General features: G+C 62.0%; 17 protein-coding genes. 4 read left to right on the forward strand and 13 right to left on the reverse strand.

What is annotated here, in order from left to right; translation table 11 throughout:
* A partial coding sequence (locus tag WC026_RS14940) for a sodium-translocating pyrophosphatase (protein WP_372711804.1) occupies positions 1-1,689 on the reverse strand: 1,689 nt, incomplete at its 3' end.
* Between the two features lie 248 nt (positions 1,690-1,937).
* Positions 1,938-2,372: a VrrB protein gene (locus WC026_RS14945; RefSeq protein WP_372711805.1), complete on the reverse strand. Its 435-nt coding sequence runs from the start codon at positions 2,370-2,372 to the stop codon at positions 1,938-1,940.
* A gap of 280 nt (positions 2,373-2,652) precedes the next feature.
* On the opposite strand from WC026_RS14945, the gene WC026_RS14950 reads away from it, so the two are divergent.
* Positions 2,653-3,531, forward strand: a complete 879-nt coding sequence (locus WC026_RS14950) for a DUF937 domain-containing protein (protein WP_372711806.1) — start codon at positions 2,653-2,655, stop codon at positions 3,529-3,531.
* A gap of 71 nt (positions 3,532-3,602) precedes the next feature.
* Here WC026_RS14950 and WC026_RS14955 read toward each other — a convergent pair whose 3' ends face one another.
* The 4 genes from WC026_RS14955 to WC026_RS14970 all read right to left on the reverse strand — a co-directional run bounded on the left by WC026_RS14955 (position 3,603) and on the right by WC026_RS14970 (position 6,232).
* Positions 3,603-3,953: a hypothetical protein gene (locus WC026_RS14955; protein ID WP_372711807.1), complete on the reverse strand. Its 351-nt coding sequence runs from the start codon at positions 3,951-3,953 to the stop codon at positions 3,603-3,605.
* Between the two features lie 188 nt (positions 3,954-4,141).
* Positions 4,142-4,489 carry a RidA family protein gene (locus WC026_RS14960; RefSeq protein ID WP_372711808.1) on the reverse strand — a complete coding sequence of 116 codons (348 nt, stop codon included), beginning with the start codon at positions 4,487-4,489 and terminating at the stop codon, positions 4,142-4,144.
* A gap of 61 nt (positions 4,490-4,550) precedes the next feature.
* Positions 4,551-5,135 (reverse strand): GDYXXLXY domain-containing protein, encoded by a 585-nt coding sequence (locus WC026_RS14965; protein ID WP_372711809.1) that lies wholly within the window; start codon positions 5,133-5,135, stop codon positions 4,551-4,553.
* Positions 5,132-6,232, reverse strand: coding sequence for a DUF2157 domain-containing protein (locus WC026_RS14970; RefSeq protein WP_372711810.1), 1,101 nt, complete (start codon positions 6,230-6,232; stop codon positions 5,132-5,134). Before WC026_RS14970 ends, WC026_RS14965 begins: the two co-directional genes overlap by 4 nt.
* 365 nt (positions 6,233-6,597) lie before the next feature.
* On the opposite strand from WC026_RS14970, the gene WC026_RS14975 reads away from it, so the two are divergent.
* The gene (locus tag WC026_RS14975) at positions 6,598-7,968 is read left to right on the forward strand and encodes an Nramp family divalent metal transporter (RefSeq protein ID WP_372711811.1); all 1,371 of its coding nucleotides are present in this window, start codon (positions 6,598-6,600) and stop codon (positions 7,966-7,968) included.
* Between the two features lie 10 nt (positions 7,969-7,978).
* Here WC026_RS14975 and WC026_RS14980 read toward each other — a convergent pair whose 3' ends face one another.
* Positions 7,979-8,602 carry a hypothetical protein gene (locus WC026_RS14980; protein ID WP_372711812.1) on the reverse strand — a complete coding sequence of 208 codons (624 nt, stop codon included), beginning with the start codon at positions 8,600-8,602 and terminating at the stop codon, positions 7,979-7,981.
* Positions 8,603-8,755: 153 nt separating this feature from the next.
* On the opposite strand from WC026_RS14980, the gene trmFO reads away from it, so the two are divergent.
* The gene (gene trmFO, locus WC026_RS14985) at positions 8,756-10,189 is read left to right on the forward strand and encodes a methylenetetrahydrofolate--tRNA-(uracil(54)-C(5))-methyltransferase (FADH(2)-oxidizing) TrmFO (RefSeq protein ID WP_372711813.1); all 1,434 of its coding nucleotides are present in this window, start codon (positions 8,756-8,758) and stop codon (positions 10,187-10,189) included.
* On the opposite strand, the gene WC026_RS14990 is transcribed toward trmFO, so the two are convergent.
* The 6 genes from WC026_RS14990 to yajC form a co-directional block, all read right to left on the reverse strand.
* Positions 10,186-12,714 carry a hypothetical protein gene (locus WC026_RS14990; RefSeq protein WP_372711814.1) on the reverse strand — a complete coding sequence of 843 codons (2,529 nt, stop codon included), beginning with the start codon at positions 12,712-12,714 and terminating at the stop codon, positions 10,186-10,188. The two genes, trmFO and WC026_RS14990, sit on opposite strands and share 4 nt — an antisense overlap.
* 35 nt (positions 12,715-12,749) lie before the next feature.
* Positions 12,750-13,583 (reverse strand): squalene/phytoene synthase family protein, encoded by an 834-nt coding sequence (locus WC026_RS14995; RefSeq protein WP_372711815.1) that lies wholly within the window; start codon positions 13,581-13,583, stop codon positions 12,750-12,752.
* Positions 13,584-13,605: 22 nt separating this feature from the next.
* Entirely contained in the window at positions 13,606-13,980 is a 375-nt protein-coding gene (locus WC026_RS15000) for an Mth938-like domain-containing protein (protein WP_372711816.1), read from the reverse strand.
* 27 nt (positions 13,981-14,007) lie between these two features.
* Positions 14,008-14,982, reverse strand: a complete 975-nt coding sequence (gene secF, locus WC026_RS15005) for a protein translocase subunit SecF (protein ID WP_372711817.1) — start codon at positions 14,980-14,982, stop codon at positions 14,008-14,010.
* A gap of 12 nt (positions 14,983-14,994) precedes the next feature.
* The gene (gene secD / locus WC026_RS15010; RefSeq protein WP_372711818.1) at positions 14,995-16,617 is read right to left on the reverse strand and encodes a protein translocase subunit SecD; all 1,623 of its coding nucleotides are present in this window, start codon (positions 16,615-16,617) and stop codon (positions 14,995-14,997) included.
* Between the two features lie 87 nt (positions 16,618-16,704).
* Positions 16,705-17,043, reverse strand: a complete 339-nt coding sequence (yajC, locus tag WC026_RS15015) for a preprotein translocase subunit YajC (protein ID WP_372711819.1) — start codon at positions 17,041-17,043, stop codon at positions 16,705-16,707.
* Positions 17,044-17,252: 209 nt separating this feature from the next.
* Here yajC and WC026_RS15020 point away from each other — a divergent pair, with 209 nt between their 5' ends.
* The gene (locus WC026_RS15020; RefSeq protein ID WP_372711820.1) at positions 17,253-18,116 is read left to right on the forward strand and encodes an ATP-binding protein; all 864 of its coding nucleotides are present in this window, start codon (positions 17,253-17,255) and stop codon (positions 18,114-18,116) included.
* Positions 18,117-18,238: the final 122 nt, after the last annotated feature.

Raw genomic sequence — 18,238 nt, forward strand, 5'->3', positions numbered from 1 at the left:
CTGACGCCGGACTTCGAGCACGATGGCGCCACCCGCGCGTCCAACGGCCGTCATCGCGAGGCCACCGAACAGGAACGGGATCAGGCCGCCGAGCAGAAGCCCTGCAACGACGTACGGATTCTCAAGGCCGAAGTTGATCTCAACATCCTTGAAGAACTGATATCCCGTCGCGCCGGTCTTGTTCGCTTCCTCGATGAAGTGATGCAGATCGTAGTTGTAGGCCGCGAAGAGGACGAGCGCGCCGAGACCGGCCGAGCCGATTGCGTAACCCTTCGTGACTGCCTTCGTGGTGTTGCCGACTGCGTCGAGAGCGTCCGTCGAACGGCGGACTTCCTTCGGCAGGCCCGCCATTTCCGCGATGCCGCCGGCGTTGTCCGTCACAGGTCCGAACGCGTCGAGCGCCACGATCATGCCGGCGAGGCCGAGCATCGTCGTCGTCGCGATCGCGGTGCCGAACAGGCCGCCGAGCTGGTACGTCGTGATGATGCTGGCAACGATGGCGAGCGTCGGCAGAGCGCAGGATTCAAGCGAAACGGCGAGACCCTGGATGACGTTGGTGCCGTGTCCGGTCACCGAAGCCTGACTGATCGACTTCACCGGCCGGTAGCCGATGCCCGTGTAATATTCGGTGATCCAGACGATGAGGCCCGTCAAAGCCAGACCGACGAGTCCGCAGAGGAACAGGTTCCAGCCGGTGATCGTCTGCCCAGCAGCCGTTCCGACATCGCCGAAACCGCCGAGGACATACTGCGTCGCGGCCCAGAGACCGGCAATCGACAAGACACCCGAAGCAATGACGCCGCGATAAAGCGCGCCCATGATCGAACCGTTGGCGCCGAGTTTGACGAAGTAGGTGCCGACGATGGAGGTCACGATGCACGCCGCGCAGATCGCCAGCGGATAGAGCATCAGCATGGTGAGGTTCGGCTGGCCGGCAAAGAAGATCGCCGCCAGAACCATCGTCGCGACCACCGTCACGGCATAGGTTTCGAACAAGTCCGCCGCCATGCCCGCACAGTCGCCGACGTTGTCACCAACGTTGTCGGCGATCGTCGCCGGGTTGCGCGGATCGTCTTCCGGAATGCCGGCTTCGACTTTGCCCACGAGGTCGCCGCCAACGTCGGCGCCCTTCGTGAAGATGCCGCCGCCGAGACGCGCGAAGATCGAGATCAGCGATGCGCCGAAGCCGAGGGAGACCAGCGCGTCGACGACGTCACGGCTAGCAGGCTCTCGCCCGAGGCCAACCGTCAGAAACATGTAATAGCCGGCAACGCCGAGAAGCGCCAAGCCCGCGACCAGCATGCCGGTGACGGCGCCCGACTTGAAAGCAATGTCGAGGCCCTTGGCGAGCGAAACAGTCGCCGCTTGCGCCGTCCTAAGGTTGGCGCGCACCGAGACGTTCATGCCGATGAAGCCTGTAAGCCCCGACAGCACGGCGCCGATCAGGAACCCGAACGCCTGTAGCGGTCCAAGAAGCAGCCACGCGAGAATGAAGATGACAACGCCGACGATCGCAATCGTCCGGTACTGACGGCTAAGATAGGCCTGCGCGCCTTCGCGCACGGCGGCCGCAATTTCCTGCATCCGTGCGTTACCCTGATCGGCACTGAGCACGGCCCTCGAGGTGATGAACGCATAAAGGATCGCCAACGCCCCGCAGGCGATGATCCCCCAAAGTATATTGGTCATGGAGTGGTCCTTTTAGCCCCGCTTATTATTGTTCGTGCAAGCAGGTCCCGCCGGGATGGCGGACCCATCTTCGCTCTCTAGGCAGACTCGCCTGCTGAAAGTCGCGCGGACCATGCCAAAAGTGCTGCTGCGTTGCAACTCAGGCACTCTAGGCATTTCGCATCAAAAAAGCGGCCCGCACGGAAAAGACCGGCGAGCCGCTTAAGTTCGAAGAATTAAAACGTGATTCTGAGGAAACTTAGACCCCGCTAGCGATGGCGACGCCCCCATCCACGGTGGCCCCATCCGCGGTGGTGGCCCCACCCGCGATGTCCCCAACCACGGTGATGGCGCCATCCGCGGTGACCGCCCCATCCATAGTTGCGCCAGTGACGGTGCCGCCAGCCGTAGCTGCGATAGGGATAGTACCCGTCGCCGTAGTAATAAGTGCGGGGCGAATAGAAACCGTACCCGTAGTATGGCCAGCCGAAGCCGAAACGCCCCCATCGGCGATGGTGCCGCCAGCCGCGATGTCCCCAGCCGCGATGCCGCCAATGGCGGTGGCGCCAGCGAGCTTCCGTCGCGATGCCCGGGCTCGCGACCTTCGTCACCGTTAGACCGGCCGCCGCTTGCGCGGGAGCGGGCAACGTCCCGGCAAACAGAAGTCCGCCGAGAACGGATAATGACATTATGAGTTTGCGCATGAGACTCTCCACATTCGGCATCCGTCAAGCGGACGCTCAACCCACGGAATTCTAACTTCCAGACGAAGTCGAAGTTGCACGACGCGTATGAGCTTTGCCGTCTCTCAACCTACGCGAAGTAGAGTCCTCAAAGTATGAACCGCCAATGAATACAGACATGCATTTTAGAAGGCTAACCTTATCGTCCCGGAGACGATACCTGTCCGCGAGAATAGCTGTCAGACACGATAACCCGTGCTAGGCATCCCGTGGAGATATGACGCCGGAGCGTGAGGCTGCCATGACAATTGCCGCAAGCTTAGAAAGTCCCGATGGGCAACGCCTTGTCGATAAAGTTGCACAAGCTTTTGACGTCGATGATGACAAGGCCAGTCAAGCCGTTAACGCGCTGACCAATGAGCTAGAGGCACGCATTCAACGACGCATGCTTAACCGCGGCGGCGTCGCGGATGTTGCCGCTCTCGTGACGAACCCGGCCGCCGGAGCGGCGCTGTCCGATTCTCAAACGCTTGCCTCGCCCGATGCCGTCGACAGCGGAAATCATATCCTCGACGTCCTGATCGGCAGCAAGCACGTCAGTCGAAAAATCGCGGCGCGGACGGCATCCAGTTCCAGCCTCGAAGCGGGCACGGTCGAGAAGATGCTTCCCGCGGTCGCCAACCTGCTGATCGCGGAATTGCAGCGACAGTCGCAACCCGCACTGCAAAAAGTCGTCAGCGGCGTGCCTGGCCTCGCCATCGCCGGCGGCGGCCCGCTCCGCTTACCTGGAGATACGCTGCCGCCCGCCGGTTCCGCCAATGATTGGGCGTCGGGCAACAGCCAATCGGCGCCACGGCCATCTCCCGGAGGTCCGATCGATGCCGGGCAACCGCTCCCAATTCCAGGTGACAATATTCCGGGTCTCGGCCGGAAATCCGGGCGCTCCTACCCGCAGCCAGACGATGACGATCCTTATCAGAGGCTGCCCGATATCATCCGGCGCGGCGGTCAGCAGGTCCCAGGAGGCGGTGGCTCGCTCGAGGACATCATTCGCTCGATCTTCGGCAAAGTTCTGGGATCGAATCGCGGAGTCATCGGCACGATGATCCAGCTCTTTCTGATCCGCTGGCTGGCATCGCTGGCGCGCCGGTTTCTATCGCGCATTTTCACCGGACGATAAAAAACAGCGAAGGGCCGCGCGCAGAAGCGCCAGCCCTTCACAGATCTATTCCGGCAGTCGAAGTGTCGTGCTCAGCGTCCGCCGCGGCAGGGGCGCGAGCTGACGTCGCAACTCCACGAACCGCCGATCCCGGCTTGCGAGCACTTGACGCTCTTGGTGCCCGACCGTGCCCAGCTGGTCCAAGCGCCGCCGTATTCGAAATTGACGAAGTCGGCCCAGGACCTGATCGCGGCAGCTTGCGCGGCCTTCTTGCTCGCCAGTCCAGAACTCGAACCGTAATGGTAGTGATCCGTGAAGCAGACCGAGCCACGCTCACGGCGCTGCTCGTGAATGTCCGCCACTTCCTGCGCCATTACCGGCGCAGAAAGCAAAACCAGAACGGCGGCCGCGAGCCCCCGTTTAACGCATCCCGTCTTGGTCATTATCGACCCCCCGAAAACGACTATGGGGCAAACCCCAGCGCGACTTCTTGCAGATTCAAGAGTCGGCTCGAAGGGTTCTCGTCAATTCCGCACGAGAAAAATATTGGAAAGCGGCAAACAGGGCACAGAAGACCGCCGGGATATTTCACCCGGCGGCTGAAAAGCAATCATACGTCTGGGCGAACGATTTATTTTACGGCAACGACCGAGATTTCGACCAGCATCCGCGGATCGATGACCTTGGCCTCGACGCAGGCGCGCGCCGGAGCATCTTTGCCGCCGAGCCAGGCGCCCCAGGCTTTGTTCATGCCGTCGCGATTGCGAATGTCGTTGAGCCAGACCGTCGCCTGGACGATTTTCGACTTGTCGGTGCCGGCGAGCGCCAGAAGCCGGTCGATCTCAATAAGAACTTCGGCCGTCTGTCCTTCGACGTCACGTGACAGGTCGGTCGGGATGACGCCGGCGGTGAAGACGAAGCCGTTCGCCTCGGTGACCTTGGAATAAACTGCTGAAGATTCGTAGCGTTGGACTGTCACGTTCATCTCCCTGATATGGATTTTAAGGGCTCATAGCAGCCAGCGAGGCGCGCCAGAAGCACTAAAGCAGGGGCGGGTCGACGTGCCGCTCGCCGTCGATGACGAGTCCCTTCAGCATCGCGCTTCCGTCGGACCCGACAGCCACGATGGCGTCGATCTTGTGCTCCCGGACCTTGCTTTCGAGCGCCCGTCCCGTCCCTTCGGGCACGAAATAGGTCTCGATGCCATATCTGAGACTGATGGTGCTGTCGGACGACGTCTGACCCTGCCAAATACGATCGACACGGGCTTTCAAGACAACGTCGGCTGGCGACACCGCCTTCGGAAACTCGGGCGAGACCGAGGTGACGGCCCAGCCGCCAGCCGGATTCGGAGCGACCGTCACATACGCCGCCGAGCCTATGGGGAACTTGTCGACGTTTCCGATCGGCGCCTGCGCCGTGCTCAACGTCGAGATGTCGTAGCCGAGCGTCACGTAATCGCCGCGGAAGATATCGCGCGGATCGAGCGGCTTGACCGGCATCGTGATCTCGCGGCCCGTTTTGATGAGCCGGTCCTTGTCGTAGACGATCTTGAACAGCGCCGCCGTCTGCACCAACGCGACGAGGATCAGCAACGGCCAGAAATAGCGCGACGAGCGGTTCATGCCGAAGCCTCCTCCATGCGGCTGCGCCCGCGCTGCGCGATCCGGAGCGCCATGTAAGCGAGCGCCGCGACGAGCAGCGCCGCAACGAGGAAGAACAACGAGGTGTTGAGAATGGTGCCGACCGTTTTCCCGTAAACCGATAAGACCTCCAGCGAAAACCCGATGTAGCCGAGCCAGAGCACGCCGCGATTTCCCGTCGCGAGGCCATAGCTGATCGCGCCGAGCAGCAGCACCAGCGTCAGCGCCGCGAGCGCAATGAGCGTTCCGAGCGACGTGTGTTCGAAAAATTGCAGCGCATAAAGCCCCGCGAACGCAATGACCATCGCATAGGCGAGGATCGGCGCGGCGACGTGATCGTAGTCCGGCAAGGCTTTTTCTATTCCGATCGCGGCTGCGGCAATGAGCATTCCGATGATGGCGACGGCGGCGTGCTCATGCCCACGCCCGAGCAGATAGCCGAGCGAAATGATGAAAATCGTCATCGCCAGCGCCGAAAGATGCAAGCCCGGCAACCAGCGTTGCCAGAAGAAAGCTGCGGTCACAGCCGCCCAGCCGATGAGGAACGGCCAATGCACAGCGTTGCTCTGCGCCACCTCCATGCCGGACCACACGCAGACAAGCACCATCGCCAATGCCAGCGCCGGATTAGAACGCAATAGGACGCCGGCAAACAATGCCGCGATCCACCACATCAACAGCGCGTCCGTCGGATTGCCGTCGATATGATACATCTGGCTGATGAGCATGATGCTCGCGCCGAACATCGCCAACGCGAACAAGATCGCCGCGTCGGCAAGTGCCGCGTGTCCGCGAGCCGCAAGCCACCCGGCCGTGCCGTATCCCGCCCAGATCGACGCAAGCAGTAGAGAGAGGCGCGCGAGACGTGGCACCTCCTCCCAATTCGCCGCCACGAAAGATATTGCCGCGAACCAGAACAGCACGCTGGCGAGAATGGCGAGCGCCGATGCCAGACTGATGATCGGCCCGCTGCTGGCAACCTCGGAGAGGATCGCGGTGTGCCCATCCCGCGTCAGCCATCCGTTGGCCTCCCAGCGGTCGAGATCACGTACCAGACGCTTCTTATAGGGAGCCCACATGTCGAACCTTGTCCGGCGTGCACATCATTTAGCCTCTCGTCCAGGCGGGAGCATGGCGATTGCCGCCGATTGAAGCCCTGAAGATTCAAGTCATGACAGATGAAGCCTTCATAAATGAAGCCATGACAAATGTGTTTTGGCCAGCCTCTCGACCGCACCGCTGCCGGCGAATGCCTGACACTGACGGCCGATACCTCGAAATTCCGCAGGATCGACGCTTGATCGGTGGTTGGACAGACCCTCCCTGCCGCGTTTATCCCCCGCTCCCGTCTGACGTGTTGTCGCGTCCGCTTGACGGGAAGTTGCCGTTCCTCCAATCTCAGTTGCAAATGATTGTCATTTGCGAATAGGAACCTCCCACGGCAATGGACGTGAAATCTGATGCAGCGATAGCGCCGAAGGCTCCGGCATCGTGGTCCGCCAACTGGCGCAGCGAACTTGCCGACCGCTCGCTGGCGGACGTCCACGGAACCGTCTCGGTCACACGAACAGGGACGCCATGGCGCCGTTTTGCCGCCTTCCTCGGCCCCGGATACATGGTTGCCGTCGGATACATGGACCCCGGCAATTGGGCGACGTCGATCGCCGGCGGATCGAAATTCGGATACACGCTGCTTTTCGTTGCGCTGCTGTCCAACATCATGGCCATCATCCTGCAGGCGCTCTGCGCGCGCCTTGCGGTCGGTTCAGGCCGCGACTTGGCGCAGGCTTGCCGCGACGGCTATCCACGCTGGACGTCGTTTCCACTCTGGCTGTTCGCCGAAACCGCGATCATCGCGACCGATGTCGCCGAAGTCATCGGCACCGCCATCGGCCTCAATCTGCTGTTCGGACTGCCTCTCGAAATCGGCGTGCTCGTCACCGCGCTCGACGTGTTCGTCGTGCTGCTCTTGCAGCGCCTCGGCTTCCGCTACCTCGAAGCCTTCATCGTAACGATGCTCGGCGTCATCACGATCTGCTTCGCCGTCCAGATCGCGCTCGCGGACCCCGAATGGGGCGCCGTCATCCGCGGCTTCGCGCCGACGACCGACATCATCCGCAATCCCGACATGCTTTATCTGGCGCTCGGCATTCTCGGCGCGACCGTCATGCCGCACAATCTCTACCTGCATTCCGCGATCGTGCAGACGCGCGCCTATGGCGAAACGACGGAAGAAAAACGCGAAGCCCTGAAGTTCGCGACCTGGGATTCCACCATTGCGCTATGCCTCGCGCTGATCATCAATGCCTCGATCCTGATCCTCGCGGCGGCGACTTTCTACAAGACCGGCCAGACGGATGTCGCCGAACTCGGCCAGGCGCAATCGCTTCTTCATCCTCTGCTTGGCTCCGCCATCGCGCCGACGTTGTTCGGCGTTGCGCTCCTCTGCTGCGGCTTGAATTCAACGGTGACGGCGACACTAGCGGGCCAGGCCGTCATGGAAGGCTTCCTGCAAATCCGGCTGGCGCCATGGGTCCGCCGCCTCGTAACGCGCATGGTGGCGCTGGTTCCCGCGGCCGGCGTGACGCTGTTTTACGGTGAAGCCGAAACCGGCAAGCTCCTGATCCTGTCGCAGGTCGTCCTGAGCCTGCAACTGCCGTTCGCCATCGTGCCGCTCGTCCAGTTCACCGCCAGCCGAACGAAAATGGGAGCGCTCGTATCTCCGCGCTGGCTGACGGCGATGGCTATCCTGATCGCTGTGCTGATCATCGCGCTCAACGCCAAGCTGGTCTACGACTTCGTGGTGGGCGGCTGATTTCGGCCGGCTACTTCGCCGCGACCGGCAAGCTGTCGAGGTCCTTGATGTACCACTTCTCGACTTCGACGACAGCGGGGTTCTCGCCGTTCGCATAGATCCAGCTGTCGACGGCCCAGCGCTGGCCGTTCGACGTTTCCTTCAAGACCGCCGTCCAGTGCGTCCAGCCCGCGACGCCCTTCCAGAGTTGATCCTTCGAGAACGGCGTGCCGACGGTATGGTATTTGATAAGGCCGTTGTTTTGCATGACGAGCATGTAGCTCGTGGTGTTGGTCGATTCATCAACGCAATCCATCTGCGTGGGATCGCCAGACGCCTCGAAGTCCATTCCCGGACGATCCTTGTCCGTCCCAATGGCCTTGCCGACCCGCGTTTCCATCCAGCCGACCGCATAGGCGACGGCGCGGCGCTCCTCGACCGCCGTATCTCCCTTTTTGACTTTCTTGAAGATCGCCTTGAGTTCGTCGATGTCGGCGTCGGTAAATCTGAACTTCGTCCGCATCTTGCAAGTATAGGCGTGGCAGACCGACACCGTGTTCTTGTTCGGCGCGTCGACCTGGAAATCGGCATAGTGATCGCTCACCGGCCCATTACGCTCGTGCGTGCAGGCGCCCAGCGCTGCTGCGAGCGACACCAAACAGAGAACCCGTTGCAAGCCCATGCCGCCCCGCTTAAGTACCCGTAGGGAGCGCCGGCCGCCCCTCATCGATCTCGCTTAGCATTCGAACGATTCGCCTCAAACCGCCACGCAGCGGAGCGATTCGCAAGCTGTGGAAGTCCTGTGCATATGACCAATTCCGCCACCATTCACGTTATCGGCGCCGGCCTTGCCGGATCGGAAGCCGCGCACCAGATCGCCCAAGCCGGCGTTCCGGTCGTGCTGCACGAGATGAGGCCTACGCGCGGAACGGACGCGCACAAAACGGATGGATTCGCGGAACTCGTCTGCTCGAACTCATTCCGTTCGGACGATTGGGAGAATAACGCCGTCGGCCTCCTGCACGAGGAAATGCGCCGGGCGGGTTCGCTGATCCTGGCCGCGGGCGACAAGCACAAGCTGCCTGCGGGCGGCGCACTCGCCGTCGATCGAGACGCCTTTTCCGCCGAAGTCACCGCGCGCCTTTCCGAAAATCCTCTCGTCACGATCGTTCGTGGCGAAATCGATGGCTTGCCACCCGCCGATTGGGCGAACGTCGTCATTGCGACAGGCCCGTTGACGTCACCCGCGCTCAGCGCCGCGCTTGCCAAACTGACCGGCGAAGACTCGCTTGCCTTCTTCGATGCCATCGCACCGGTCATTCATCGCGACAGCATCGACACGTCGATCGCATGGTTCCAGTCGCGTTACGACAAGGCCGGTCCCGGCGGCACGGGCGCCGATTATTTGAACTGCCCAATGACGAAGCCCGAGTACGAAGCTTTCATCGACGCGCTGCTCGCCGGCGAGAAAACCTCATTCAAGGAATGGGAAGCCTCGACACCCTACTTCGATGGCTGCCTGCCGGTTGAAGTGATGGCGGAGCGCGGCCGCGACACGCTGCGCTATGGGCCGATGAAGCCTGTCGGCCTCGACGATCCGCGCACCGGACGCTGGCCCCATGCGGTCGTGCAACTTCGCCAGGACAACGCGCTCGCAACGCTTTGGAACATGGTCGGCTTCCAGACGAAGCTGAAGCACGCCGATCAGGTGCGCGTCTTCCGCACGATACCGGGATTGGAGAACGCCGAATTCGCCCGGCTCGGCGGATTGCATCGCAACACCTACCTCAATTCGCCAAAGCTGCTCGATCGCTCACTGCGTCTGAAGGCCGACCCGCGTCTGCGTTTCGCGGGACAGATCACGGGCGTCGAAGGTTACGTCGAAAGCGCCGCGATGGGCTTGCTGGCCGGTCGTTTCGCGGCGGCCCAGGTACTCGGACACGAGACCGATGCTCCGCCCGCGACGACGGCGCTCGGCGCACTGCTCGATCACATTACCGGCGGACATCTCGTGAGCGAGGACGAAGAGCGCTCGTCAGCGCGGTCGTTCCAGCCGATGAACATCAATTACGGTCTGCTGCCCGATCTCGCGCAGACGCCGACGCATGACCAGAACGGCGCTCGCCTCAAAGGCCCGGAACGTGGTCGCGAGAAAAAACGCGCGATGTCGCGCCGCGCGATCGCCGATCTCACGCGCTGGCTCGACGCAAACGCCGCGCACAGCGCCCGGCAATCCGCCTAAGGCGAAGCTCCGCTCGCCGGCGCGAATGGCCGGATCGCCGTTTCCGGAAGTGCTCCAGTCGGCGCTTCACCGCTCGCTGACGATGCAGGCACAGCGGCCGCGTCCGCCGCCGGAGCCTTCGTGCCCGGTGCCGGAGCTTCCGTCCCAGCGACCGGCAACGGCACTTCGATATTCTGAGGCTCTAGCAAGTCTTTCGCCTCGCCTAAACCTGTATCGGGTTTTGCAACCGCGCTCGGCGCGGCAACGGCCTGCGGCGGCGCAAGAGGCTCGCTGCCGACGGCATGCGCATCCGCGCCACCTCCGGCTGGAGGCATCGGCACAGGCACCGGCGCGGATGATGCGGCTCCACTCACGGGTGCGGCGGAATTCAGATCGGGCGGCGGCGCGCCGGACTGCGGCTGCCCGCTCTGAGGCATGACGCCAACCTGCACGTCATCAGGTCCTGACACGACGGCCTTCACGCCACGGCTCTCGGGTTCGACGACGAATGCCGGCGCACCCGCCGCCGGGGTCGTGATCACTGCCTTGACGTCCGGAATCTCACGTCCCGGCTCGTCGACAGGCGCGGGCAGCGTCTCATCGGGCTTGATCGACGAAAGATAGGATGCGTCGCCGTCGGGGCCTTCGCCATACTTCGCGAGCACGGAACGCGCCTTCTCGACAACCGCGTCGGCAATCGCCGCCTGGCCTTCGGCCGTTGGATGGAACGCGCCCGAGTAGGTGGACGCCAGCAACAGCTGGAACGGCGCGAACGGTTCGATCTTCAAAACCTTCGTCAGCATTCCAGCCGCAACGTGAAAATTCGCCGTCATGAACGCGTCGTTTGGCGTCCGGAACCAGCGCTGGCGAGACGCATACGGAAGATAGTCGGCGGGATTGTAGGGCACCCACGCGCCGTCGACCTTGCGCGGCAGACGCAGATCGTCGACCTGGCTGACACCCGCGACGCTCAAGCCCGCGCAGATGCCGCGACCAATGAAGGCACGCCGGTGCGTCTCGACAAACGTCCAGCCATATTCGTAGGCGCTGTCGCGCATCTGGCGATGAAGTTTATCTGCAAACCACGTCCCCAGTCGAAGCTTCACTGAATCGAGCTGAAAATCCGGAACGGCTTCCATGCCGGCATTGCCGCTGCCACAGGTCTCGCTGCCATCACCCGCGAGCGCCATGCCGGGATATGCGACGAGCAGGATGCGATCGCTTTGATCCCAGGGCATGTAGAGAATGTTATGCAGCGCGCGGTTGAGCGCTTTGTAGCGCGCGCCGAGGTGCTTGAGCTGCGATGAGGCCTCGGCCTCGCCATGCACTTCTCCGAGCCAGCCGCCAAGCTCGCGCAGGATCGATTCATTCGACAGAACCGCGTTCGCAAGCAGACGCGAGAAGCCGATGTCGTTGCCGCCGATCGAAACCAGAGCGAGATCGATCTTGCGCGCCGATCCCTGCGGGCATTTGCGCAGAATGAGATCCTTGAGCTCCGGCACCTGCCCGTTGATGTGATAGGCCTCCGGCACATCGGCCTGCTGCGTCGCGTTGGCGCCGCACTGCGCTTCCGCAAGCGCCGAGATCTGCGAATAGCGCGGAGGATCGGGAACCCACTCGTTGCCTTTGTAGCGCAGGAACAGCCCATCGGTGACTTCCGCGCCCGCGCACGACACGCCGACGAACGTCACCGCGCGATGCGGATCTTCGAGCGAGAGCTGCAACGCCGTGCGCAACTGCTCCGAATAGAGCGAGCGATGGCAAGCCTGATCGAGCCAGCGCGCGTTCGCCTTGATGAACTGCTTGTCTCCAAGGTCGCGCCACGGACCAACCCGCGCCGGATAGCCGGTCAAGCCGCTATAGAGGCCGACAGTCGAGTAGTCGGCCGAGCGTTCGCGCGAGAAGCGAACCGCGAGATCAGGATTGCCTTCGCCGGACGCGAAGCTGTCGCCCATTCCCGCGACCAGAATATCGCGCACGCGGACATCGGCCTTCGCAACTTCCAAACCGCCAATCTCGAGGCTGATGACCGCGCCATTCGGATATGGAATAACGAAGCGCGCCGGTTCGCTGCAAGGCTGGGTTTGCGCTTCGCCGCGCGGCGTCTCCGGTCCGCGCGGAGCTGTCAGCCATGTGCAGGACAGCATCTTGGCATCGTCAATGCCTTCGACGCGAAAGATGACCGGGTGGCTCGTCGGGTTGATGTAGTCTTCGTAGGCATCGCACTTGAAGCGGTTATTGTTCCAGCACGTCTTGCGATACATCGACGATGCCCAGCCATCGGCATCGGTGCTTTGAAGCGCACGCTCTCCGGAAAGAACAGGCATGGCGCGCTGATCAGGTCCAAGCGAGCGATAAACCTGGCGATGGACTTCGGTATCTCGCGGATTGGTGAAGAAGCGGAACGGGTTTTCGACGCGCCAGGCAATCGTGGCTGTCGCCTCCGCGCGCTCGGGCGCCGCAACCGCGGCAAGGCCTGCAATGGCGATGAACAAAAGCGACGTGACCGCGACGCGGCGCGGTGTCGTTTGCCAGCGAGAAATCATCTGCCCCCTTCGCTTGGTCGTCAGACGAACGCGTATCAAAGCGTTCCGGTCCAATGCGCGCGTGCAATGCGCCACAAACGAGCGAGCGGTGCGATATCCACGATGTCACGGCTCGGATCGTATCCAGGCTTCTGCAAAGCGCGAAAATAGGGCTCGATGAGGGCAAGAGGTAAAAGCGCCGTCGTAAAAGCCCGCGCTTTACCCTTGTGGCCGCTCCTGACCGATGCCAGGGATGCCCGAGCTTCGCAGGCCAGCCATGCAATCTGCGGCCGCCAGTCTGTGTCCGGCGGCGTTGGAACGCGCGCCTCCGGCAACGGCGTTCGCCCTGCGGCAAGGGAATTGGGAAGAGTCCGCGCGACCCGTGTCAGTCCGCTCGCACGGCTCGCCGCAGCGATCAAATTGTTGGCACCAGCGTCGAGCGGCCCGTGCAAAATTTGCAGCGCGAATGCGAGGGGCGTCCCGTCGATCGCACGAAAGCTCTCGTCCATAGCCGCATCGTCAGCCGGCGGATCGGCGAAAAGCGCCGCCATATGAGCTTCGAAATAGGCGTCCAGCGCCGCATGCGAGAGCTGGTGACGCCGCACGACATCGGCAAATTGATCGAGCACGGGATTGCCGGTAAGATCAGCAGGTCGTTCACTACCGAGCAGCGCATCCCGCCACCACGCGACGCGGATTTCCCCGAGGGCCGCGTCGGTGATAATTTGCCCGATGCGTGCGATTTCGCCATCGAACGCCGCCAGCGCGATCAGATCGTCCCGAACAGCCGCCGGAGCGAACAGCGCGGCGTAATAGCGATCCGGCGCGTTGAGGCGCGCGCTCAAACGCACGGCATCGATATTGGCGGTTGCTTCTTGGGGCTCGCGCACGGGCTGCTCCAAAACCTCGAGATCAGGGAACCGCGAGCAGCGCGGCCGCGATTCGCCGCTTTTCCGCGACCAGGATATTGTAGGTGCGGGCCGCCGCGCCCGTCGACATCGGTTCGAGCCCAATATTGGCCTTCGCGAACGCCTCGTAGATCTCCGGCGACGGCCACACCTGCTCCGTGCCGGTCCCGAGCAACAGCGTGATCGGCGGCTCAAGGGAGCTGAGAACGAAATCGAAGTCAGCCGCGCGAAAGTCGGCGGCCGCCGTCGCGCTCCAGGCGAAAACGCCGTTCGGCAGGCACAAGATCGAGCCGCGATGGCTCATGTCCGCGAAGCGAAAGCCGCCGTTGCCATAGGCGGTGACGGCGGCCTCGTAAGGATAGCGGGGAGCTGTTTCCATCGAAGCAGCGCCGCTCCCCTCGCGGCCTTAGGCCTTGGCTTTCGACTTCGTCGCGGCAACCGCCTTCGCCGCCAGATCGCTCCAGTCGCGCTTGACGCCGAGATAGCCGAGCAACGGAGCCGCGATGAAGATCGACGAATAGGTTCCGATCACGACGCCGAGCAGCATCGCGAGGTTGAAGTTCCGGATCACCTCGCCGCCGAAAACATAGAGCGAGATCAGCACCGCGAGCGCCGTCATGCCGGTCAGGATCGTGCGCGACAGCGTTTCGTTGATCGACAGGTTCAGAAGTTGGTTAAGCTCCATTTTTTTGAACTTGCGCAAGTTCTCGCGGATACGGTCCGACACGACGACCGTATCGTTCACCGAATAGCCGAGAATGGTCAGCAGCGCCGCGACCGTCGATAGGTCGAATTCGAATTGGAACAGCGCAAAAATACCCATCGTCACGATGACGTCGTGCGTTAGCGCCAGCACCGCGCCCAGCGCGAATTGCCATTCGAAACGGAACCAGACGTAAGCCACGATAGCGAGGATACCGGCGGCGACGGCGATGAAGCCGGTCATGCGCAGTTCACTCGATACCGCAGGCCCGACAACTTCGACACGCCGCTCGACGTAATTCTCCGACGTGGCATCGGTGACTTTCTTCAAGGCCGCCTGTTGCGCCAGTTCTCCACCCGGCTGTTCCTCGAGGCGAACGAGCACGTCGTCAGGGCTGCCGAATTCCTGGATCTGGACGTTACCGACGCCGATGCCGTTCAGTTTTTCACGCAGCGCGCTGATATCGGCGGCGCCACTCTTGGTTTTGAGCTCGATCAGCGAGCCGCCTTTGAAGTCGACGCCGTAGTTCAGACCATGAATTGCGATCAGCGCGATCGACGCCATTATCGCGATGATGGATAGCGCCAGCGCCGGCCCTTTGACCTTCATAAAGGGCAGGTTCAGGTCGTGAGGAAAGAAGTCAAAACCCTTGAAGACCGGAATCAATCTCATAAGCACGGGGTAGGTCTCCTAGACGGGAACGTAGATCGCACGGCCCTTGGGCTGAGCCTTGAGCCAATACGAGATCAGCAATCGCACGACGGTCACGGAAGCGAAAATCGAGGTGATGATGCCGATGGACAGCGTCACGGCGAAGCCGCGGATCGGACCTGAGCCAAGCCAGAACATGATGATGGCGCAAGCAAGCGTCGTCAGCTGGCTATCGAGAATCGTCACGTAAGCGCGCTGGAACCCGGCATCGATCGCCGATATGGGCATCTTGCCGACCCGTATTTCTTCGCGAATACGTTCGTAGATGAGAACGTTGGCGTCGACGGCCATGGCCACGCCGAGCACGAGGCCCGCAATGCCAGGCAGCGTCAACACCGCACCGATCATCGTCATTAAAGCCAACGTCAGGATCAAGTGAACGAAGAGACCGACGCAGGCGAAAATTCCGAAGGTGCCGTAATATAGTATTGTCAGAACGACGACCGCGAGACCGCCGACGACGCCGGCAAGCTTACCGGCAGAGATCGAGTCGGCGCCGAGCGAAGGACCGACAGTCCGTTCCTCTACGATCGTGAGCTTCGTCGGCAGCGAACCCGACCGGAGCTGAACCGCGAGCGTGTTCGTGCCTTCGACCGTGAAGCTTCCCGATATCTGTCCAGAGCCGCCAAGAATGGGCTCGCGGATGACCGGCGCGGACAGCACCTTGTCGTCGAGCACGATGGCGAAGGGCCGGCCGACGTGATCCTTAGTGAAGTTCGCGAACTTGCGCGCGCCGATCTGGTTGAAACGGAAGTTGATGACCGGCTCGCCATTGCGGCTGTCGAACCCCGGCTGTGCGTCGGCGAGGTCCGCGCCCTGCACGACCGGCTGTTCGCGCAGCAGGAACTCGCCGCCGCCTTCGCCCTTGTCGCCCGGATAGGCCTTGAAGCCCGTCGGAACCTTGGTCATTTTGGCTTCTTCAGCCGAAACGGACGCATGCACCTCGTGAAAGGTCAGCTTGGCCGTCTCGCCGATCAGCTTCTTGAGATCGGTCGTGTCCTTGAGACCCGGAAACTGAATGAGAATGCGGTCGGCGCCCTGGCGCACGATCGTCGATTCCGAGGTTCCAAGGTTATTGACGCGCCGGTTGATGGTTTCGATCGAGGCGGACGCCGCATTGGCGACGCGCTGCCGGAGTCCCGCGTCGCTTTCCTTGATGACGATGGTCCCGGGTTCGGAACCAGAAGAAACTTCGACGTCATAGGCGCCTGCTCCAAGCAGCGCGTTGCCGATCGGCTGCCTGACCTTGTTCAGCGCCTTGAGCGCGGCGTCCTGTTCTTCCGGCTTCGCGAGCTTGACGACAAGTTGCGTCAAGCCCTGAGTGCCGATGCCCGTGAACCCGATCTTCGCGTCACGAAGCTCCTTGCGGGCTTCATCGCGCAGATTGTTGATCCAATCCTTCTTGATTTCGTCCTGGTCCATGGCGAGCAGCAGATGCGCGCCGCCCTGCAGGTCGAGGCCGAGCGTCAATTGCTGTTTCGGCATGAAGGACGGCCATGACTGCACCGTTTCTTTCGAAAAGAAGTTCGGCAGCGCCAAGAGCAAGCCTGCAAGGCAAGTCAGCAGGGTTGCAAAGACTTTCCAGCGAGTGAAGTGTAGCATGGCAAGGGTCTCGAATCTTTAAATGTGCGGGCAAGGCAGGGTGGCGCGAGGACCGCCCGCTATAGTCGCATGCAATCGCGACTTAAATCACGTTGCGTCTTTGACAGGTTCGCCCTTGGAACGAACTTCGAGCAGCGTGCCCTTAACGACCCGCACGCGAAGGTTCTCCGCGAGTTCGACCTCGATTTCATCGCTCGCATCGGAAACCTTCAGCACCTTGCCGACCATACCGCCCGACGTGATGACCGTATCGCCACGGCGGACGGAGTTGACGCGCTCACGCAACTCCTTGGCGCGCTGTGACTGCGGACGGATCAGGAAAAAATAGAAGATGCCGAGCATCAGCAGCATCGGGATCAGCAGACCGCCGAAGGGCTCCAAGGGGCTTGCGGCGGCGGCTTGCGCAAATGCGGGTGTCGTGAACATCGGCTGGTAGGATCCTCTGGATGAGACTGGAGAAAAACACCCTTGCCCCGGGCCCGTTAGGCTCAGGGGAGCGCTCAATCAAATTCGGGCGGACTATAGTGTCCGGGAGCCCATTTGCAACCACAGAGCGGCGGCACCGTTTGTCGTTGGCATTGGTGGATGTAGCGATTAAACACGCTGTTTCCAATAGATAGCCCACTGGACGGCAAATGCGCGACGCTGAAGCAATAAGGCCACTTCTGGAACGGATCGCCGACGCATTGGAGCGTCTCGGGCCGCCAGCCGTAGAGACGCCCGATTTCGCAGCCGCCGACGCCTTTGTCTGGCACGCGGAGCCCGGCCGCTTCGAGCCGGTCCCCGAGGTCAATCGCGTGCCGCTCGCCCTGCTCAAGGGCATCGATCACACGGCCGGCATTCTGCTCGATAATACCCGCCGGTTCGCGGCCGGACTTCCCGCCAATAATGCGCTCCTCTGGGGCGCTCGCGGCATGGGCAAATCGAGTCTCGTCAAAGCCGCGCACGCCGACGCATTGAGCCGCTTCGGCGAACTGAAACTGATCGAGATTCAGCGCGAGGATATCGACTCGCTCCCTCGCTGCCTGTCGTATCTCAAGGCCGCACCCTATCGCTTCATCGTCTTCTGCGACGACCTTTCATTCGACCACGACGATACGAGTTACAAATCCTTGAAAGCCGTTCTCGAGGGCGGCATCGAGGGGCGGCCGACAAACGTGCTGTTCTACGCGACGTCTAACCGGCGGCATCTGATGCCCCGCGACATGATCGACAACGAGCGCGCGACGGCCATCAATCCGGGCGAGGCGACGGAGGAAAAAGTTTCGCTGTCGGACCGCTTCGGACTCTGGCTCGGATTTCACAACGCCAGCCAGGATGACTATCTGGCGATGGTTCGGACCTACGTCGCACATTTCAAGCTGAAGATCGACGACAATGAACTCGAACGCGACGCGCTCGAATGGTCGACGACGCGCGGCGCGCGCTCCGGCCGCGTCGCCTGGCAGTACGTCCAAGACCTCGCCGGTCGCCTGCAGACACCGACCGACAAGATTTAATCTTCGCGCTCCCTGTGGCGGCCAGCTCCGCGAAGCGGAGTCGCCAAGTGCCAATAAAAAAAGAAGCCGGATCAGATGATCCGGCTCCTCCGTTTCCCTCAGTGCCAGCGCTTAGTCCCCAC

This window comes from Hyphomicrobium sp. (genome assembly GCF_041674905.1).
GTDB lineage: Bacteria > Pseudomonadota > Alphaproteobacteria > Rhizobiales > Hyphomicrobiaceae > Hyphomicrobium_B.

Excerpts from the sequence above, each read along its gene's own strand:
- trmFO (WP_372711813.1), top strand. The coding sequence starts at position 8,756 with ATGACCAATTCCGCCACCATTCACGTTATCGGCGCCGGCCTTGCCGGA.
- secD (WP_372711818.1), bottom strand. The coding sequence starts at position 16,617 with ATGCTACACTTCACTCGCTGGAAAGTCTTTGCAACCCTGCTGACTTGC.
- WC026_RS14975 (WP_372711811.1), top strand. The coding sequence starts at position 6,598 with ATGGACGTGAAATCTGATGCAGCGATAGCGCCGAAGGCTCCGGCATCG.
- WC026_RS14965 (WP_372711809.1), bottom strand. The coding sequence starts at position 5,135 with ATGAACCGCTCGTCGCGCTATTTCTGGCCGTTGCTGATCCTCGTCGCG.
- WC026_RS14950 (WP_372711806.1), top strand. The coding sequence starts at position 2,653 with ATGACAATTGCCGCAAGCTTAGAAAGTCCCGATGGGCAACGCCTTGTC.
- WC026_RS15020 (WP_372711820.1), top strand. The coding sequence starts at position 17,253 with ATGCGCGACGCTGAAGCAATAAGGCCACTTCTGGAACGGATCGCCGAC.
- WC026_RS14970 (WP_372711810.1), bottom strand. The coding sequence starts at position 6,232 with ATGTGGGCTCCCTATAAGAAGCGTCTGGTACGTGATCTCGACCGCTGG.
- yajC (WP_372711819.1), bottom strand. The coding sequence starts at position 17,043 with ATGTTCACGACACCCGCATTTGCGCAAGCCGCCGCCGCAAGCCCCTTG.
- WC026_RS14990 (WP_372711814.1), bottom strand. The coding sequence starts at position 12,714 with ATGATTTCTCGCTGGCAAACGACACCGCGCCGCGTCGCGGTCACGTCG.
- WC026_RS14955 (WP_372711807.1), bottom strand. The coding sequence starts at position 3,953 with ATGACCAAGACGGGATGCGTTAAACGGGGGCTCGCGGCCGCCGTTCTG.
- WC026_RS15000 (WP_372711816.1), bottom strand. The coding sequence starts at position 13,980 with ATGGAAACAGCTCCCCGCTATCCTTACGAGGCCGCCGTCACCGCCTAT.
- WC026_RS14945 (WP_372711805.1), bottom strand. The coding sequence starts at position 2,372 with ATGCGCAAACTCATAATGTCATTATCCGTTCTCGGCGGACTTCTGTTT.